Source organism: Streptomyces sp. NPDC012827, assembly GCF_042900905.1.
In the GTDB taxonomy this organism is placed as follows: Bacteria; Actinomycetota; Actinomycetes; order Streptomycetales; family Streptomycetaceae; genus Streptomyces; species Streptomyces gulbargensis.
Genome location: NZ_JBIBBY010000004.1, coordinates 532,038 through 546,906, shown reverse-complemented (window position 1 = coordinate 546,906; position 14,869 = coordinate 532,038). Strand labels below are relative to the sequence as shown.

14 protein-coding genes and 1 pseudogene are annotated in these 14,869 nt (G+C 74.7%); 7 read left to right on the top strand and 8 right to left on the bottom strand.

The window, feature by feature from the left end; genetic code table 11:
- The first annotated feature begins 64 nt into the window (after positions 1-64).
- Complete coding sequence (locus tag ACFY60_RS12040; RefSeq protein ID WP_388610279.1) at positions 65-1,312, top strand: GNAT family N-acetyltransferase; 1,248 nt, start codon at positions 65-67, stop codon at positions 1,310-1,312.
- A 27-nt stretch (positions 1,313-1,339) separates the two neighbouring features.
- Here ACFY60_RS12040 and ACFY60_RS12035 read toward each other — a convergent pair whose 3' ends face one another.
- Together ACFY60_RS12035 and ACFY60_RS12030 are read right to left on the bottom strand one after the other, a co-directional pair.
- Positions 1,340-2,116, bottom strand: coding sequence for an ABC transporter permease (locus tag ACFY60_RS12035; RefSeq protein ID WP_388610281.1), 777 nt, complete (start codon positions 2,114-2,116; stop codon positions 1,340-1,342).
- Positions 2,103-3,098 carry an ATP-binding cassette domain-containing protein gene (locus tag ACFY60_RS12030; RefSeq protein ID WP_388610283.1) on the bottom strand — a complete coding sequence of 332 codons (996 nt, stop codon included), beginning with the start codon at positions 3,096-3,098 and terminating at the stop codon, positions 2,103-2,105. The genes ACFY60_RS12035 and ACFY60_RS12030 overlap by 14 nt, the downstream gene beginning before the upstream one ends.
- A 119-nt stretch (positions 3,099-3,217) precedes the next feature.
- On the opposite strand from ACFY60_RS12030, the gene ACFY60_RS12025 reads away from it, so the two are divergent.
- The 3 genes from ACFY60_RS12025 (at position 3,218) to ACFY60_RS12015 (ending at position 6,783) form a co-directional block, all read left to right on the top strand.
- Positions 3,218-4,018: a TetR/AcrR family transcriptional regulator gene (locus ACFY60_RS12025; RefSeq protein WP_388610284.1), complete on the top strand. Its 801-nt coding sequence runs from the start codon at positions 3,218-3,220 to the stop codon at positions 4,016-4,018.
- Positions 4,015-4,665: a TetR/AcrR family transcriptional regulator gene (locus tag ACFY60_RS12020; RefSeq protein WP_388610286.1), complete on the top strand. Its 651-nt coding sequence runs from the start codon at positions 4,015-4,017 to the stop codon at positions 4,663-4,665. The genes ACFY60_RS12025 and ACFY60_RS12020 overlap by 4 nt, the downstream gene beginning before the upstream one ends.
- 78 nt (positions 4,666-4,743) lie before the next feature.
- Positions 4,744-6,783, top strand: a complete 2,040-nt coding sequence (locus ACFY60_RS12015) for a HelD family protein (protein WP_388610287.1) — start codon at positions 4,744-4,746, stop codon at positions 6,781-6,783.
- Positions 6,784-6,821: 38 nt separating this feature from the next.
- On the opposite strand, the gene ACFY60_RS12010 is transcribed toward ACFY60_RS12015, so the two are convergent.
- From ACFY60_RS12010 to ACFY60_RS12000, 3 genes and pseudogenes are all read right to left on the bottom strand, one after another.
- Positions 6,822-8,303 (bottom strand): MFS transporter, encoded by a 1,482-nt coding sequence (locus ACFY60_RS12010; protein ID WP_388610289.1) that lies wholly within the window; start codon positions 8,301-8,303, stop codon positions 6,822-6,824.
- 95 nt (positions 8,304-8,398) lie between these two features.
- Entirely contained in the window at positions 8,399-8,884 is a 486-nt protein-coding gene (locus ACFY60_RS12005) for a MarR family winged helix-turn-helix transcriptional regulator (protein ID WP_388610291.1), read from the bottom strand.
- Between the two features lie 77 nt (positions 8,885-8,961).
- A pseudogene (locus ACFY60_RS12000) lies at positions 8,962-9,368 on the bottom strand (DUF6228 family protein).
- A 217-nt stretch (positions 9,369-9,585) separates the two neighbouring features.
- Here ACFY60_RS12000 and ACFY60_RS11995 point away from each other — a divergent pair.
- From ACFY60_RS11995 to ACFY60_RS11985, 3 genes are all read left to right on the top strand, one after another.
- Positions 9,586-10,035 carry a helix-turn-helix domain-containing protein gene (locus ACFY60_RS11995; protein ID WP_388610292.1) on the top strand — a complete coding sequence of 150 codons (450 nt, stop codon included), beginning with the start codon at positions 9,586-9,588 and terminating at the stop codon, positions 10,033-10,035.
- A gap of 37 nt (positions 10,036-10,072) precedes the next feature.
- Positions 10,073-10,657 carry a hypothetical protein gene (locus ACFY60_RS11990; protein ID WP_388610294.1) on the top strand — a complete coding sequence of 195 codons (585 nt, stop codon included), beginning with the start codon at positions 10,073-10,075 and terminating at the stop codon, positions 10,655-10,657.
- A 91-nt stretch (positions 10,658-10,748) separates the two neighbouring features.
- Positions 10,749-11,090 (top strand): DUF2516 family protein, encoded by a 342-nt coding sequence (locus ACFY60_RS11985; RefSeq protein ID WP_309049898.1) that lies wholly within the window; start codon positions 10,749-10,751, stop codon positions 11,088-11,090.
- Positions 11,091-11,168: 78 nt separating this feature from the next.
- On the opposite strand, the gene ACFY60_RS11980 is transcribed toward ACFY60_RS11985, so the two are convergent.
- The 3 genes from ACFY60_RS11980 to ACFY60_RS11970 form a co-directional block, all read right to left on the bottom strand.
- Entirely contained in the window at positions 11,169-12,389 is a 1,221-nt protein-coding gene (locus tag ACFY60_RS11980; RefSeq protein ID WP_388610295.1) for a PP2C family protein-serine/threonine phosphatase, read from the bottom strand.
- 296 nt (positions 12,390-12,685) lie between these two features.
- Entirely contained in the window at positions 12,686-13,798 is a 1,113-nt protein-coding gene (locus ACFY60_RS11975) for an NlpC/P60 family protein (protein WP_388610297.1), read from the bottom strand.
- 216 nt (positions 13,799-14,014) lie between these two features.
- Positions 14,015-14,839 (bottom strand): class I SAM-dependent methyltransferase, encoded by an 825-nt coding sequence (locus ACFY60_RS11970; RefSeq protein ID WP_388610300.1) that lies wholly within the window; start codon positions 14,837-14,839, stop codon positions 14,015-14,017.
- Between the last annotated feature and the right edge of the window lie 30 nt (positions 14,840-14,869).

Sequence of the window (14,869 nt, the reverse complement as noted above, 5' to 3'; positions counted from 1 at the left end):
TGGCGCCCGCGGGCGGGCGGAAACTCGGGTGCGGGGCCGTCCGGGCCTTTCGTAGGCTCGCGGGATGACTGTCGACGTACGCGCCGTGACGGAGTCCGAGTATCCCGACTGGCTGCGGGCCCTGCACACCGGATTCCTGCGGCCCCCCGTGGTGTCCGAGGAGCTGGTCGCGGACCGGCTGCCGCACGTCGACCTCGGCCGGACGCTGGGGGCGTTCGACCGGGGCCGTACCGTCGCCACCCTCCGCTCCTTCCGGCAGGAGGTCAGCACGGTCGGCGGCGGCTCCCTCACCGCCGACGCGATCACCCAGGTCACCGTCTCCCCGACGCACCGGCGCCAGGGCCTGCTGAGCCGGATGATGAGCGCCGACCTGGCGGCGGCGCGGGAGCGGGGTGACGCGATCGCCACCCTGATCGCCGCCGAGTACCCGATCTACGGGCGGTTCGGCTTCGGCCCGGCGAGCTGGACCACCGAATGGAGCGTGGAGGTGCGCCGGGCCGGGCTCGACCCGCGCCGTACCGGCCGCCCGGAGGACGGGGGCCGGATCGAGCTCTCCGACGGCGAGGAGATCCGGAAGATCGGCCCCGGGGTGCACCGCCGGCTCGCCGCCGTCCGGGCCGGGGTCACCGACCGCACGCCGCGCGGCTGGGACGTGGGCACCGGCCTCGGCCACCAACTGGATCCGTGGACGGAGCCGTTCTACGCGGTGTACCGGTCGGCCTCCGGTGAGGTCGAGGGCTATGCCGCCTACACCGCCGACGACAAGTGGGGCGACGCCAAGCAGCCGGTCAACACCGCGTCCGTGAGCGACCTGATCGCGGTGACGCCGGCCGCCGAGCGCGCCCTGTGGAGCTACCTCTGCTCCCTGGACTGGGTGGCCACCGTCCGGTCCGGCCACCGGGCGCCCGACGACCCGTTGCCCCTGCTGCTGCCCGACCCGAGGGCGGCGCGGATCGTGACGCACGCGGACATGCTGTGGGTGCGGGTCCTGGACGTCGTCCGGGTCCTGGAGGGGCGGACGTACCCGGTCACGGAGAGCCTGGTGCTCGAGGTGCGGGACGGGGACGGGTTCGCGGGCGGGCGCTACCGGCTCGACGCCTCGCCCGAGGGCGCCGACTGCGTCCGTACGAGCGCCGGAACCGCCGACCTCGCGCTCGACGTGGCCGAGCTCGGGCCCCTGGCCTGGGGTGACGCGTCGGCCGTCCGGCTCGCCCGGCTCGGGCGGGTCGAGGAGCTGACGCCGGGCGCCGCCGAGCGGGCCGAGCTGCTGTTCCGTACCCCGCTGCGGCCGTTCTCGCCCGACATCTTCTGAGCGGGGCCGCTCCGGGGCCGGGGCCCGTCAGCGGGTCCTGAGGCGGAAGAGGACGCCGGATGAGGCGAGCGCCAGGGCCAGGAGCCCGGCGCACCAGGCAAGCGCGATCCAGGGATCCGCGCCCACCGGCCGGTCCAGGAGCAGACCGCGCATCGACTCGATGAGCGGCGTCACCGGCTGGTGCGCGGCGAAGCCGTGCAGCCAGCCGGGCATCGTGTCGATGGGCACGAACGCGCTGCTGGGATACGGCAGGAACATCATCACGAAGGTGACCGCGCCGGCCGCCTCCGGCGTCCTGGTGAGCAGGCCCGCCGCGGCCGACAGCCAGGAGACGGCCGTGAGGAAGGCGAGCAGCAGGCCGATCGCCGCGAGCCCGCCCGCCGCGGTGGCCTCGGGCCGGAAGCCGGTGAGGAAGGCGACGCCGAACACCAGGGCGGTGGCGAGGACGTTGCGGGCGACGGCGGCGACGACGTGCCCGGCGAGGAACGGGACGCCGCCGACGTCGAGGGTGCGGAAGCGGTCCACGACGCCGCGCTTCATGTCCTCGCTGACGGAGACGGCGGTGCTCGCCGCGCCGAAGCCGGCGCAGAGGACGAGGACGCCGGGGACGACGTAGGTGACGTACCGGGTGCCGGTGTCGATGGCTCCGCCGAAGAGGTGGACGAAGACCAGCATCAGCAGGACCGGAAGCATGACCGAGGTGAGCAGGGCGTCGACGGTGCGGCGGCCGAGGCGGATGCCGCGGCCCGCGAGGGTCGCGGTGGCGGTCAGCGGCTTGGCGCCGAGGGTGTCAGGCAGGGACATGGCCGGTCTCCTGGTCGGGGTCGGGGGTGTGCGCGTGCGGTGCGGGGCCGGCCGGGCCGGGGTCCGCCGAGGTGAGGCGGAGGAAGACGTCGTCGAGCGTGGCGGTGTGCAGGCCGAAGCGTGCGATGTCCCGCCGCCCGGGGTCGAGTTCGTCGAGCAGGGCCCGGACGTGCGCGGCGCTGCCGTCGGTGGCGACGCCGAGGGTGAGGGTCGCCGGGTCGTGGGTGACGGCCCGGCCGCTCAGCCGCAGGTAGGCGCTCCGGTCGCGCAGGACCAGGTCGAGGCGGTGGGCGCCCCAGCGGGACTTGAGCGCGGCGGGGGTGCCTTCGGCGAGGGCGCGGCCCTTTCCGAGGACGGCGACGCGGTCGGCGAGCCGGTCGGCCTCCTCCAGGTACTGGGTGGTGAGGAAGACGGTGGCGCCGTGGCGGGAGAGTTCGCGGACGGCGTCCCAGAGTTCCTGGCGGCTGCGCGGGTCGAGCCCGGTGGTCGGCTCGTCCAGGAAGACCACGCGGAGCGTGGCGGGGTCGCGGACCAGACCGGCGGCGAGGTCGAGGCGGCGGCGCATCCCGCCGGAGTACGTACGGGCGAGGCGGTCGCCGGCCCCGGTGAGGCCGAAGCGTTCGAGGAGTTCGCCGGCCCGGCGGGCGGCGGCGCGGCGGGGGAGGCCGGAGAGCCGGGCCGCCATCCGCAGGTTCTCGGCGCCGGTCTGGTTCTCGTCCACGGCGGCGTACTGGCCCGTGAGGCTGATGGCGGCGCGGACGCGCGAGCGCGCGGTGACGACGTCGTGGCCGGCGACGCGGGCCTGTCCGGAGTCGGGCGGGGTGAGGGTGGTGAGGACCCGGACGGTGGTGGTCTTCCCGGCGCCGTTGGGGCCGAGGAGGGCGAAGACGGTGCCGGACTCGACGGTGAGGTCGAGTCCGTCGAGGACGCGGACGTCCCCGTAGGACTTGGACAGGCCGGTGGTGTCGATGGCCGGAGGCATGGGTGACTCCCTGGGCATGGGCCGGGGACGCGTACTGCGTATGCCATACGCGTTACTGTTTAAGGGTTACGCATTACTAGGATGGGCGTCAAGCGGGCGGCGAGGTGCGGAGGCGGCGAGTGGCGGCGGACGGCGGTACGAAGGGCGGCCGGGGGGCCGGGGGCCGGGGCGGTGACGGCTTCCTCCCGCCGGTCGTCGAGGCGGCCTGGGGGCTCAGGGAGCGCCCCACCAAGGGCCCGAAGCCGGGTCTCACCCTCGACCGGATCGTCGGCGCGGCCGTCGCCGTCGCCTCGGCGGAAGGGCTCGGCGCCGTCTCGATGGGGAGGGTCGCCAAGGAGCTGGGCGTCTCCACGATGTCGCTCTACCGGTACGTCTCCGCCAAGGACGAGCTGTACGTCCTCATGCAGGAGGCCGCCACCGGGGCGCCGCCCGAGCTGTTCCCGCCGGGCACCCCGTGGCGCGAGGCGGTCGAGCGGTGGGCCCGCGGCATGCGCGAGGTCTACCTGCGCTCGCCCTGGCTGCTGCGGGTTCCCGTCTCCGGGCCGCCCGCCACCCCGAACGCCGTCGCCTGGTGGGAGAAGGCCCTGGTGGCGCTGGAGGGCACCGGTCTCGACGAGGGGGCCAAGATCTCCGTGACCCTGCTCGTGGCCGGTTTCGTCAAGAGCGAGACCCTGATGGCGGTGGAGCTGTCCGAGGCGATGGCGGCGACGGCCGGCCGGGGTGACGGCGCCGGCGAGGCCCTCGCCCACTACGGCCGCACCCTGCGCCGGCTCGCCGACCCCGCCACGTACCCGGCGGTCGCCCGGCTGCTCGACTCCGGCGTCCTGGACGCCCCCGACGAGCCGGACGCCGAATTCCGCTTCGGCATCGCGCGGATCCTGGACGGCGTCGCGGCACTGGTGGAAGGGCGGGCGTCGTGAGGCGGCCGGAGGTCGCCGACGAGGGCGTCGCTCCCGGGGAGCCCGGGTTGCGGGAGCGGAAGAAGCGGCGCACCCGGCAGGTGCTCTCCGACGTGGCCGTCGCCCTCTTCCTGGAGAAGGGGTACGACGCGGTCCCGGTCGCCGAGATCGCCGCCGCGGCCGAGGTGTCGAAGCCGACCCTCTTCCGGTACTTCCCCGCCAAGGAGGACCTGGTCCTCCACCGCTTCGCCGACCACGAGGACGAGGCCGCCCGGGTGGTGACCGCCGCCCGCGCCGCCGGCACCGCGCCGCTCGACGCCCTCCACGCGCACCTGGTCTCCGGCCTGGAGCGGCGCGACCCGGTCACCGGCCTGTGCGACGACCCGGACGTCCTCGCCTTCCACCGGCTCCTGTACGGCACGCCGGCCCTGGTGGCCCGCCTCCCCACGTACCGGCGCCGGTCCGAGGCGGCCCTCGCGGCGGCGCTCGGCGGTGACCCGCTGGAGGCGCGCCTGGCGGCCGGTCAGATCGTCGCCGTCCTGCGGATCCTCGCGGAGGAGAACGTCGACCGGATCGCGGGCGGCGCGACGGCCGACGCCCTCGCGGAGGGGGCGCGGCTGGCCGCCGACCGCGCGTTCCGGGCGCTGCGGGAGGGGCTCCCGTACTGAGGCGGGGTCCGGACCGCACCCGTATCGCTACCGAGTAAAAAATGTAACTCGGTAACGTCTTTCGCTAGGCTGGGCGGAATGACGTCACTGAGCACCCGTTCCTGCCCGGACCCGTCCCCCGATCCCGCCTCCCGCCGCGCACCCGACGGCGGCCTCGACCGCGCACTCGAACGGGAGCGCGCGCACCACGAGGCCTGCCGTGCCGCCCTGACCCGGATGACCGAGGACGTCACCGAGCAGATCGTCACCGGCGAGGACGTCGCCGCCTCCGGTGCCGACGCCGAGATCCTCGGCCGCCATCTCCGCAGCCGCGCCAAGGAGATGGCCGCCCTCCCGCCGGGTCCCCTCTTCTTCGGCCGGCTCGACCGGGCCGACGGCCAGACCCACCACATCGGCCGCCACCGGATCACCGAGGACCCCGCCGCCCCGCCGCTCGTCGTCGACTGGCGGGCCCCCGTCGCCCGCGCCTACTACCAGGCGGGGACCCATGACCCGCAGGGCGTGCTCCGCCGCCGCCGCTTCGGCTGGGCGCCGGGGAGCACGGGCGCCCCGGAGGAGCTGACCGCCCTCGAGGACGAGCACCTCACCGCGCCGGGCGGGGCCGGGCCCAGCGCGCTCGTCGCCCGGGAGATCGAGCGGCCGCGCACCGGCCCGATGCGGGACATCGCCGCCACCATCCAGCCCGACCAGGACGACCTCGTCCGGTCCGACCCGGCCGTCTCCCTCTGCGTCCAGGGCGCTCCCGGCACCGGCAAGACCGCCGTCGGCCTGCACCGGGCCGCGTACCTCCTCTACACCCACCCCCGGCGGATCGCCCGCTCCGGACTCCTCGTCCTCGGCCCGCACCCCGCCTTCCTCTCCTACATCGCGGAGGTGCTGCCCGCGCTCGGTGAGACCGGGGTGCGGCAGACCACCCTCGGCGGGGAGATCGCCCGCGGCCCGGTCGGGGCCGAGGACGGCGAGGCGGCCGCCCGCGTCAAGCACGACCTCCGCATGGCGGAGGTGCTGCGGCGCGCGCTCCACGGCCGGATCCGCACGGAGGCCGCCGAGGACCTGGCCGTGCCCGACGGCTCGTACCGGTGGCGTGTCCCGGCCGCTGAACTCACCGGCATCCTCACGGCGGTCCGGGAGGAGGCCCCGCCCTACACCACCGGCCGCGAACGCGTCCTCGCCCGCGTCGTACGGGCCCTGCGGGAGCAGGCCGAACGCCGCTCCGGCACCAAGGGCGCGGCCTGGGCGCGGCGCGTCGAACGGGCCCGGCCGGTGACCGCCTTCCTCGACGCGCACTGGCCGAAGGTGACGCCCGAGGAGGTCCTCGCGGGTGTGCTCACCGCCCCCGACGACCCGGCGCTCACCGAGGAGGAGCGGGCCGCGATCCGCTGGGCCCGGCCCCCGCGCTCGTACCGCTCGGCCCGCTGGACCGCCGCCGACCACGTCCTCCTGGACGAACTCGCGGGCCTGATGGAACGGCCCGAGGGCTACGGGCACGTGGTCCTCGACGAGGCCCAGGACCTGTCGCCCATGCAGTGCCGGGCCGTCGCCCGCCGCACCGCCTTCGGCTCGCTGACCGTCCTCGGCGACCTGGCGCAGGGCACCACCCCCTGGGCGGCCCGGGACTGGCGCGAGCAGCTCGCCCATCTCGGCGCGCCCGGGGCGCCGGTGGTGCCGCTGACGACCGGCTACCGGGTCCCGGCGGCGATCGTGGAGCTCACCAACCGGCTCCTGCCGCATCTGGGCGTGGACGTCCCCGCCGGGCGGTCGGCCCGGACGGACGGTGAGGTGACGGCCTGGCCCGCTGAGGAGGGCGGACTGCTCGACGCGACGGCCGGGGCGGTGGCCGCGGCGCGGGAAGGGGAGGGCTCGGTCGGGGTGATCGCCCCCGGGGACCTCGTCGGCCCGCTGCGCGAGCGGCTCGCGGGGGAGGACCGGGTCGCGGTGCTGCCGCCGGAGGTCGTGAAGGGCCTGGAGTACGACCACGTGGTGGTGGTCGAGCCGGCCACGATCATGGCCTCGGGCCCGCGGGGACCGCACCTGTTGTACGTGGTCCTGACCAGGGCGGTGTCCCGGCTGACGCTGGTGCACGCGGAGGCGCTGCCCCGGTGGCTGGGGCTGGACTGAGACGGGCCCGGCGCCGGCGACGGCGGGCGCCACCCGCTTCAGTGGGCGGCGGGCACGGGCGGCGCGTCGTACGCGGCGCCGGACCCGGTCGTCTCGGGCGCGGCCCCGGCTGTACGGCCGGGACGGCGGCGCAGGACGGTGGCGGCGACGGCGAGGGCGGCGAGGAGCAGACCCGTACCGACCGCGAAGGCCAGCCGGTAGCCGCCGGTCAGGGCCTCGGCGGGGGAGTGCCCGGCGGCGGAGAGCGTCTCGGTGCGGGCGGCGGCCAGGGTGGAGAGGACGGCGATGCCGAGGGCCATGCCGATCTGCTGCGTGGTGTTGAAGAGGCCGGAGGCGAGGCCGGCGTCCGCCTCGTCGGCGCCCGACATGCCGAGTCCGGTGAGGGCGGGCAGCGCGAGGCCGAACCCGGCGGCGAGCAGCATGACCGGGAGCAGGTCCGTGACGTACGAGGCGTTCACCGGGACCCGGGTCAGCAGGCCCAGGACGCCGACGAGCAGGGCGAGGCCGGTGAGCAGGACGGCGCGTTCACCGAACCGGGCGATCAGGCGGGCCGAGACGCCGAGCGAGACGGCGCCGATGACGGCGGCGGCCGGAAGCATCGCGAAGCCGGTGGCGGAGGCCCCGTACCCGAGGACCTTCTGGAGGTGGAGGGCGACCAGGACCTGGAAGGAGAACAGCGCGGCGACCATCAGCATCTGCACGAGGTTGGCGCCGGCGACGCTGCGGGAGCGCAGGACGCGCAGCGGCATGAGGGGGTTCGCGGCGCGGGCCTGGCGGAGGAGGAAGCCGGCGAGGAGGGCGAGGGCGAGGGTGCCGAGGCCCAGGGTGTGCGCGGATGCCGCCCCGTACTCCTCGATCTTGACGACGGCGTAGATGCCGGTCATCAGGCCGGAGGTCACCAGGAGCGCGCCGAGCAGGTCGGCGCCCGCCCTGAGGCCGAGACCGCGGTCGGCGGGGAGCGCGGGGAGGGCGACGAGGACGGTGGCGAGGCCGATGGGGAGGTTGATGAAGAAGATCCAGTTCCAGGCGAGGGCGTCGGTGAGGATCCCGCCGAGCACCTGGCCGAGGGAGGCCCCGGCGGCGCCGGTGAAGCTGAAGACGGCGATGGCCTTGGCGCGCTCGCGGGGTTCGGTGTGGAGCGTCACGAGGATGCCGAGGGCGACGGCCGAGGCCATGGCGCTGCCGACGCCCTGGAGGAAGCGGGCGGCGACGAGCACGCCGGGGGAGCCGGCGAACCCGGCGAGGAGCGAGGCGGCGGTGAAGACGCCGGTGCCGGCGAGGAACATCCGCTTCCGCCCGATGAGGTCGCCCAGCCGTCCGGCGAGCAGCAGCAGCGAGCCGAAGGCGATGAGGTAGGCGTTGACGATCCAGCTGAGGCCGACGGGGCTGAAGCCGAGGTCCTGCTGGATGGCGGGCATCGCGACGGTGACGATGCTGCCGTCGAGGACCGTCATCAGCATGCCGGTGGCGAGGACGCCGAGGGCGAGGCCGCGGCGGCGGGCGGGGGCGGTGGCGGGCATGGGGATCTCTCCTGTTCGGTGGAGGCGACAGGGGAGACGCTAGCAGATGATTTTGTTGCAGACTATTTTTTGCGGGAGCAGTCGCTCCGGGCGACTCAGCCCCGCTGCCGGGCTCGGCGGGCGGGCCTCGGTCCCTCGACGGGCGTCTCCAGGTGCCCGGTGACCAGCCGGTTCAGGGCGCGCAGCAGGACGGCGCGCTCCTCGCCGGGCAGGGAGCCGAGGGCGGCCTCGTGCACCCCGTCCACGATCTTCTGGCTGCGCGCGGCGACCTCGGCCCCGGCGTCGGTGACGGCGATGATCCGCGCCCGCCGGTCGGTACTCGACGGCCGCCGCTCGGCGAGCCCCGCCTTCTCCAGGGCGTCGACCGTCACCACCATCGTGGTCTTGTCCATGTCCCCGATCTCCGCGAGCTGCGCCTGCGTCCGCTCCGCCTCCAGCGCGTGCACCAGCACGCAGTGCATGCGCGGCGTGAGTCCGATCTCCCCGAGTGCGGCGGTCATGCGGGTGCGCAGGACGTGACTGGTGTGGTCGAGGAGGTAGGAGAGGTCGGGCTCGGTGCGGGTGGGTGCCATGGCAGTCATACGTGCCAGCGTAGCGAGCCATTCGATCCGTCGCGGATCATCCTGAACCGTACGGCTTGATCCGGCCGGTGCCGCCTTCACCCGTCCCGGACGGTCCGGGGTGCTCCCGGCCGGCCGAGGGCGAGGAAGTGCCGGAGGTCGGCCGCCAGGAGGGACATCTGCTCACCGGCTTCGAGCCAGGTCGTGACCGACGCGCTCCAGCCGCGCGCGGCGTCCGGCCACGGCCGGAGCGTCCAGGTCAGGCCGACGTGCCCACGGCTGCGGAACACGGCCGACACGGACAGGTCCCGGTCGTCGGTCCTCCACGTCCGCTCGCCCTCCCAGCCCGGAAGTCCGCGGCCAGCCCCTCCAGGAAAGGGGCGAGATCCGGGCCCCAGACCCCGATGACCACCTCGTCGACGCGCGCGGTCAGCCCCGGCGCCCACGCTTCGACGGCGAAATGCACCGAGTCCGCGTCGAACGCGAAACGATCGCGGAACCGCACCCCGACGGACCGGCGGTCCGCGCACCGGATGACGACGTCACTGTCCTCGGAGATCACGCGCCGAACGCTACGGCCCGCTCCGGACCGTCGTCATCCCCTTTCGCGGACCCCCGGTGGGAACGCGTGAGCGGGGTAGGAGGGGCGGGTGCGGCCGGATGGGTGACACTGGAGCTAGCGGTTGCTTGCAATAGTTAGCAATGGGTGGCATGGTCGAGGCATGGCATCGCTCAACGTCGGCAATCTCGGTGAGTACCTCCGCGAGCAGCGGCGGACCGCGCAGCTGTCCCTGCGGCAGCTCGCCGAGGCGGCCGGGGTGTCGAATCCGTACCTGAGCCAGATCGAGCGCGGACTGCGCAAGCCCAGTGCCGAGGTGCTGCAGCAGGTGGCGAAGGCGCTGCGGATCTCCGCCGAGACGCTGTACGTACGGGCCGGGATCCTCGACGAGAAGGAGCGGGACGAGCTGGAGACGCGCGCCGTCATCCTGGCCGACCCGTCGATCAACGAGCGGCAGAAGCAGGTGCTGCTCCAGATCTACGACTCCTTCCGCAAGGAGAACGCCGCCGAGAGCGCGAACACCCCGGCGGAGCGCCCCGGCGACGGGGCACCCGCCGAGGCGCCTGCCGACAGGCCTGGTGACGGGCCCGATGCCGAACCGACCGCGAGCTAGTTCGACCCTGTACGACTCATCCGGGAGGACCCCCAGCATGGCCATCATCGACGAACTGCGTACCCCCCTCTACTTCGCCGCCGGCACCGCCGACCTCGCCGTGCGGCAGGCCAGGAAGGTGCCCGGTCTGATCGAGCAGCTCGCCGCCGAGGCGCCCGCCCGCATCGAGGCCGTACGGAAGACCGACCCGAAGGCCGTGCAGGAGAAGGTGGCCGCCCAGGCCAAGGAGGCCCAGGCCACCGTGCAGTCGAAGTTCGCCGAGGTCGTCGGCGGACTGGACACCGACCTCAAGAAGCTCGGCGAGACCGCCCAGGACCTCGCCCTGCGCGGCGTGGGCGTCGCCGCCGAGTACGCGGTGAAGGCCCGTGAGAAGTACGAGGAGGTCGCCGCCCACGGCGAGGAGGCCGTCCGCACCTGGCGCGGTGAGGTCGCCGACGAGATCACCGAGATCGCCGTCGTCGTCGAGCCGGAGCCCGCCAAGGACCCGGAGCCGGAGGCGCAGCCCGAGGCCGAGGCGTCGGACGGGGCGGCGGCGGAGGGCGGCGAGCCGGCCGGTGCGCGGAAGCCCTCCGGCCGCCGGACGTCCGCCAAGAAGACGGCCGTCACCGCCGAGACGGAGTAGCACCGGGCACCGAACCGGGTGTCCGGAGCGTTGTACCGGGTACCTTGGCCGCGAGGCGCACCCTTCCCCTCACCCCTAGGCGGTGCTCAGCATGTTGCGCGCGGGATTCGATTCCCTTCTCCAGCTGGTGACCTTCCTCCTCTTCACCGGTTTCGCCGTCGCCGCGCTCGTCTTCGCCGCCCTGGCGCGCGAGGACGCCTACCGCGCCGCCGAGAAGCAGACCAAGAAGTTCTGGCTGATCATCCTCGGCATCAACCTGGTCCTGAACCTGTTGCTGCCGATGCTGTTCCTGCAGATCGCCGGTCTGATCGCGGCCATCGTCTTCATGGTCGACGTCCGCCCGGCGCTCGCCCAGGTCTCCGGCGGAGGCCGGGGCCGGGGCGGCGGCTCCAGCAGCGACGGCCCGTACGGGCCGTACAACGGCGGCCGGTAGAGGGCCGGCCACCAGCGGGGCCGTACGGGCGATCGGCCCGGCCGGCGTACGGGCGACAGGCTCGGTGGGGCCCGGGGTTCATCCCCGGGCCCCGACCCGTTCCAGGGCCAGGACGGCGACGTCGTCGGTCAGCTCGCCGCCGTTCAGGGCGCGGACCTCCGTGACGGCCGCTTCCAGGAGCTCCTCGCCCCGCAGGCCCGCCGCCAGCTGCCGGTTGATCATGTGGACCATGCCGTCCTGGCCGAGCCGGGGCGACCCCGGACCGGCCGAGCGGCCCTCGATCAGCCCGTCGGTGTACAGGAGCAGGCTCCAGGCCGCGCCCAGCTCCACCTGGCGGCGCGGCCAGCGGGCGCGCGGCAGCAGGCCGAGGGCCGGGCCGCCGTCCTCGTACGGCAGGAGGCGCGCCGGCCGGCCCTCGAGGGCGATCAGCGGCGAGGGGTGTCCGGCGAGGCAGAGCCCGGCCCGGCGCCCGTCGGGCGCGATGTCGACCGTGCAGAGCGTCGCGAAGATCTCGTCGCTCTCCCGCTCGTGTTCCAGGACCTGCTGGAGCGTGGAGAGCAGCTCGTCCCCGCAGAGTCCCGCGAAGGTCAGGGCCCGCCAGGCGATCCGCAGCTCGACGCCGAGCGCGGCCTCGTCGGGGCCGTGCCCGCAGACGTCGCCGATCATGGCGTGGACGGTGCCGTCCGGGGTGCGGACGGTGTCGTAGAAGTCTCCGCCGAGCAGGGCCCGGGACCGGCCCGGCCGGTAGCGGGCGGCGAACCGGAGGTCCGAGCCCTCCAGGAGCGGGGTCGGGAGCAGGCCGCGCTCCAGACGGGCGTTCTCCTGGGCCCGCAGCCGGGACTCCGCCAGCTTCACCTGCGCCCGGTCGGCCCGCTTGCGCTCGACCGCGTACCGGATGGCCCGGCTGAGCAGCCGCCCGTCGAGCTCCTCGCGGAACAGGTGGTCCTGCGCCCCGACCCGTACCGCCTCGGCCGCGAGCTCCGCGTCCGCGGAGGCCGCGAGCGCCAGCACCGCGTGGCGCGGGGCGAGCCGCAGGATGTGGCGCAGCGGCGCGAGCGGGTCGTCCCCGGCGGCGGCGCGCGGGTCGGGCAGCGAGAGGTCGACGAGGACGCAGTGCACGTCGTCGGTGAGGAGCCGCTCGGCCTCGGTGAGGTTCCGGGCGGTACGGATGCGGACGCGGGTGCCGGCGGCGTCCGCCGCGTCGAGGAGTTCGGGTACGGCGAGGGCACCCGCCGGGTCGTCCTCGACGACCAGGAGGGTGAGATCGGCGCGATCGGTTCCTGTACCTGTGCCTGTCATAACGGTGGCGTCGCAGGACCCCGCGGCAGAGACGTTTCTCCGGCTCTGGCGCGGTACGGATGCGGGCATCGGTCCGGCCTGTTCCTTCCCTCCCCCCGGGAGTGCGCGGAGCGCCGGGTGGCGTCCCGCCCGTCCGGGACCATAGCGGTAGGGCGGCCGGGAACGGAATGGTGATCAGCCTGTGAGAGCGCTCCCGAGGTTGGCATATGCCGCGGAAGGGGAGGTAGTTGACCCGGATCCGGGCCCGGCGGCAATGAGAAAGCTCACTCCGGGGAGGGGTCCGCGAGGACCGGCCGTCACCGGGGGCGGACGACTCCGAGGATCTCCATCGAGCCCGCGCCCGCCAGGGTCACGTCCCGCCCGGGCCGTGGCGCGTGCACCATCACCCCGTTCCCCACGTACATGCCGATGTGGCTGGCGTCCTTGAAGTAGACGATCAGGTCGCCGGGCCGCATGTCCTTGACGTCGACGCGCGGCAGCAGCCGCCACTGCTCCTGCGAGGTGCGGGGGATCACCTTGCCCGCCGCCGCCCAGGCGCTCTGCGTCAGGCCCGAGCAGTCGAACGAGTCCGGTCCTTCCGCACCCCACACGTACGGCTTGCCGATCTGCGCCGCCGCGAAGGTGACCGCCGTCCTGCCCTGCTCGGTCGCCGGGGCCGTGAGGTCGGGCAGGTCGGCGGTCTTGAGCCAGTTGGTCTGGGCGTTCTCCTGCGCCAACTTCTCCAGACGGCGCAGCCGCTCCCGCTCCTCGGCGGCGAGCCGGGACTCCAGGCGTTCGGCGGCGCCGATCTTCTCGGTGATCTCCTTCCTGGCCGCGGCCTGCTTGACGCGATGGGCCTCCAGCCGGGTCCAGTTCTCACCGGCCTCCTGGGCGTAGGCGTCCAACTCCGCCTGGGTGCGGGTGAGTTCGATGAGAAGGTCCTTGGTGGCCCGAGCCCCCTGCCGGAGCCGTCCGGCCGTGTCGAGGAAGAGCTGCGGGTCGTCGGTGAGGACCAGCTGGGCGCCGTCGGGCAGCCCGCCGTTGCGGTACTGGGCGCGGGCGGCGGCGCCCGCCCTCGCCTTCAGGTCCTCGATCCTCGCGCGGCCCTCGGCGATCGTCCGGCCGAGTTCGGCGAGCTCGGCGGACTGGGCCTTGGCCTTCTCCTCCGCGAGGTTGTACGCGTCGGTGGCGACGGCCGCCTGCCGGTACAGGGCGTCGATCTCCCTGCGCACCTCCTCCAGCGTCCTCTTCGGCGCGGGCGGGGCGGGGGTGAGCGAGGCGCCGGAACCGGCGGAGGCTCCGGCCGAGGCGGCCGGCGGGACCGGGGGGAGGGGGGCGGCGGACGCCCGGAGGGTCAGCGCGGGTGAGGCCAGCACGGCCAGGGCGCAGATCACGGTGATCGCGGCAGAGGCGTGGCGGCGACGGTTCACGAGTTCCCCCTCGAATGACCCATGTGGGCAACCGATACCTGATTTACCGTCAGTAACTTATCGGCGGCCTGGCGATAGTGCCATGGGGAACCCGAAAACGACAGGGGGTCAGGGCCTGCCGGGAGGTTCCCCCAGGGAGACGAGAGTGACGCCCGTGGCGTTCCGCGCGTACGGGAACGATTGCGGGGCGGGCCCGGGGACCGGTCCCGGGGCGGCTCAGCGGGAACGAGGCGCGAGCGCCTCCCACCGCACCGTCACCTCGCCCTGCCGCCACCGCCGGGGCCCGTCCGTCAGCGGCCAGTCCGCCGCCAGGTCCCGCACGGCCCGGATCCAGCGCTGCCGGGCGCCGAGCGAGGCGTACGGAGCGGCCGCCGCCCACGCCCGGTCGAAGTCCCGGAGGAAGGCGTGCACCGGCTCCCCGGGGACGTTGCGGTGGATCAGGGCCTTCGGCAGCCGCTCCGCCAGGTCGGAGGGGCGCTCCAGCGAACCGAGCCGGGTGGCGAAGGTCACCGTGCGCGGCCCGCTCCGGTCGAGCGCCACCCAGACGTGCCGGCGCCCGATCTCGTCGCAGGTGCCCTCCACCAGCAGGCCACCGCCGCGGCCACCCGCGCCGGGGGGCGCGAGGCGTGCGCGGAGCCGGGCCCACACGGCCGCGACCTCGTCCTCGTCGTACTGGCGCAGCACGTTCGCCGCCCGGATCAGCGAGACGTCGCCGGGGACCGGCACCTCGAAGCCGCCGTGCAGGAACGCGAGCCCGGGGTTCCCGGCCTCGTACGGCCGGGCCGCCTCCACCCGGGCCGGCTCGATCTCGATGCCGTACAGGAGGGTGCGGGGATCGGCGGTGCGCAGCCGGGCGAGCAGCTCGACGGCGGTCCAGGGCGCCGCCCCGTACCCCAGGTCGACGGCGACCGGCGGCGCGGCCGAGCGGCGCAGCGCGGGCCCGTGGACGGCCGCGATCCAGCGGTCCATCCGCCGCAGCCGGTTCGGATTCGTGGTCCCGCGGGTCGGCGTGCCGACGGGGCGGGTGGTGCGCGGGGCCATGGAACGAGCGTAAGGGGTACGGGGCGGGCC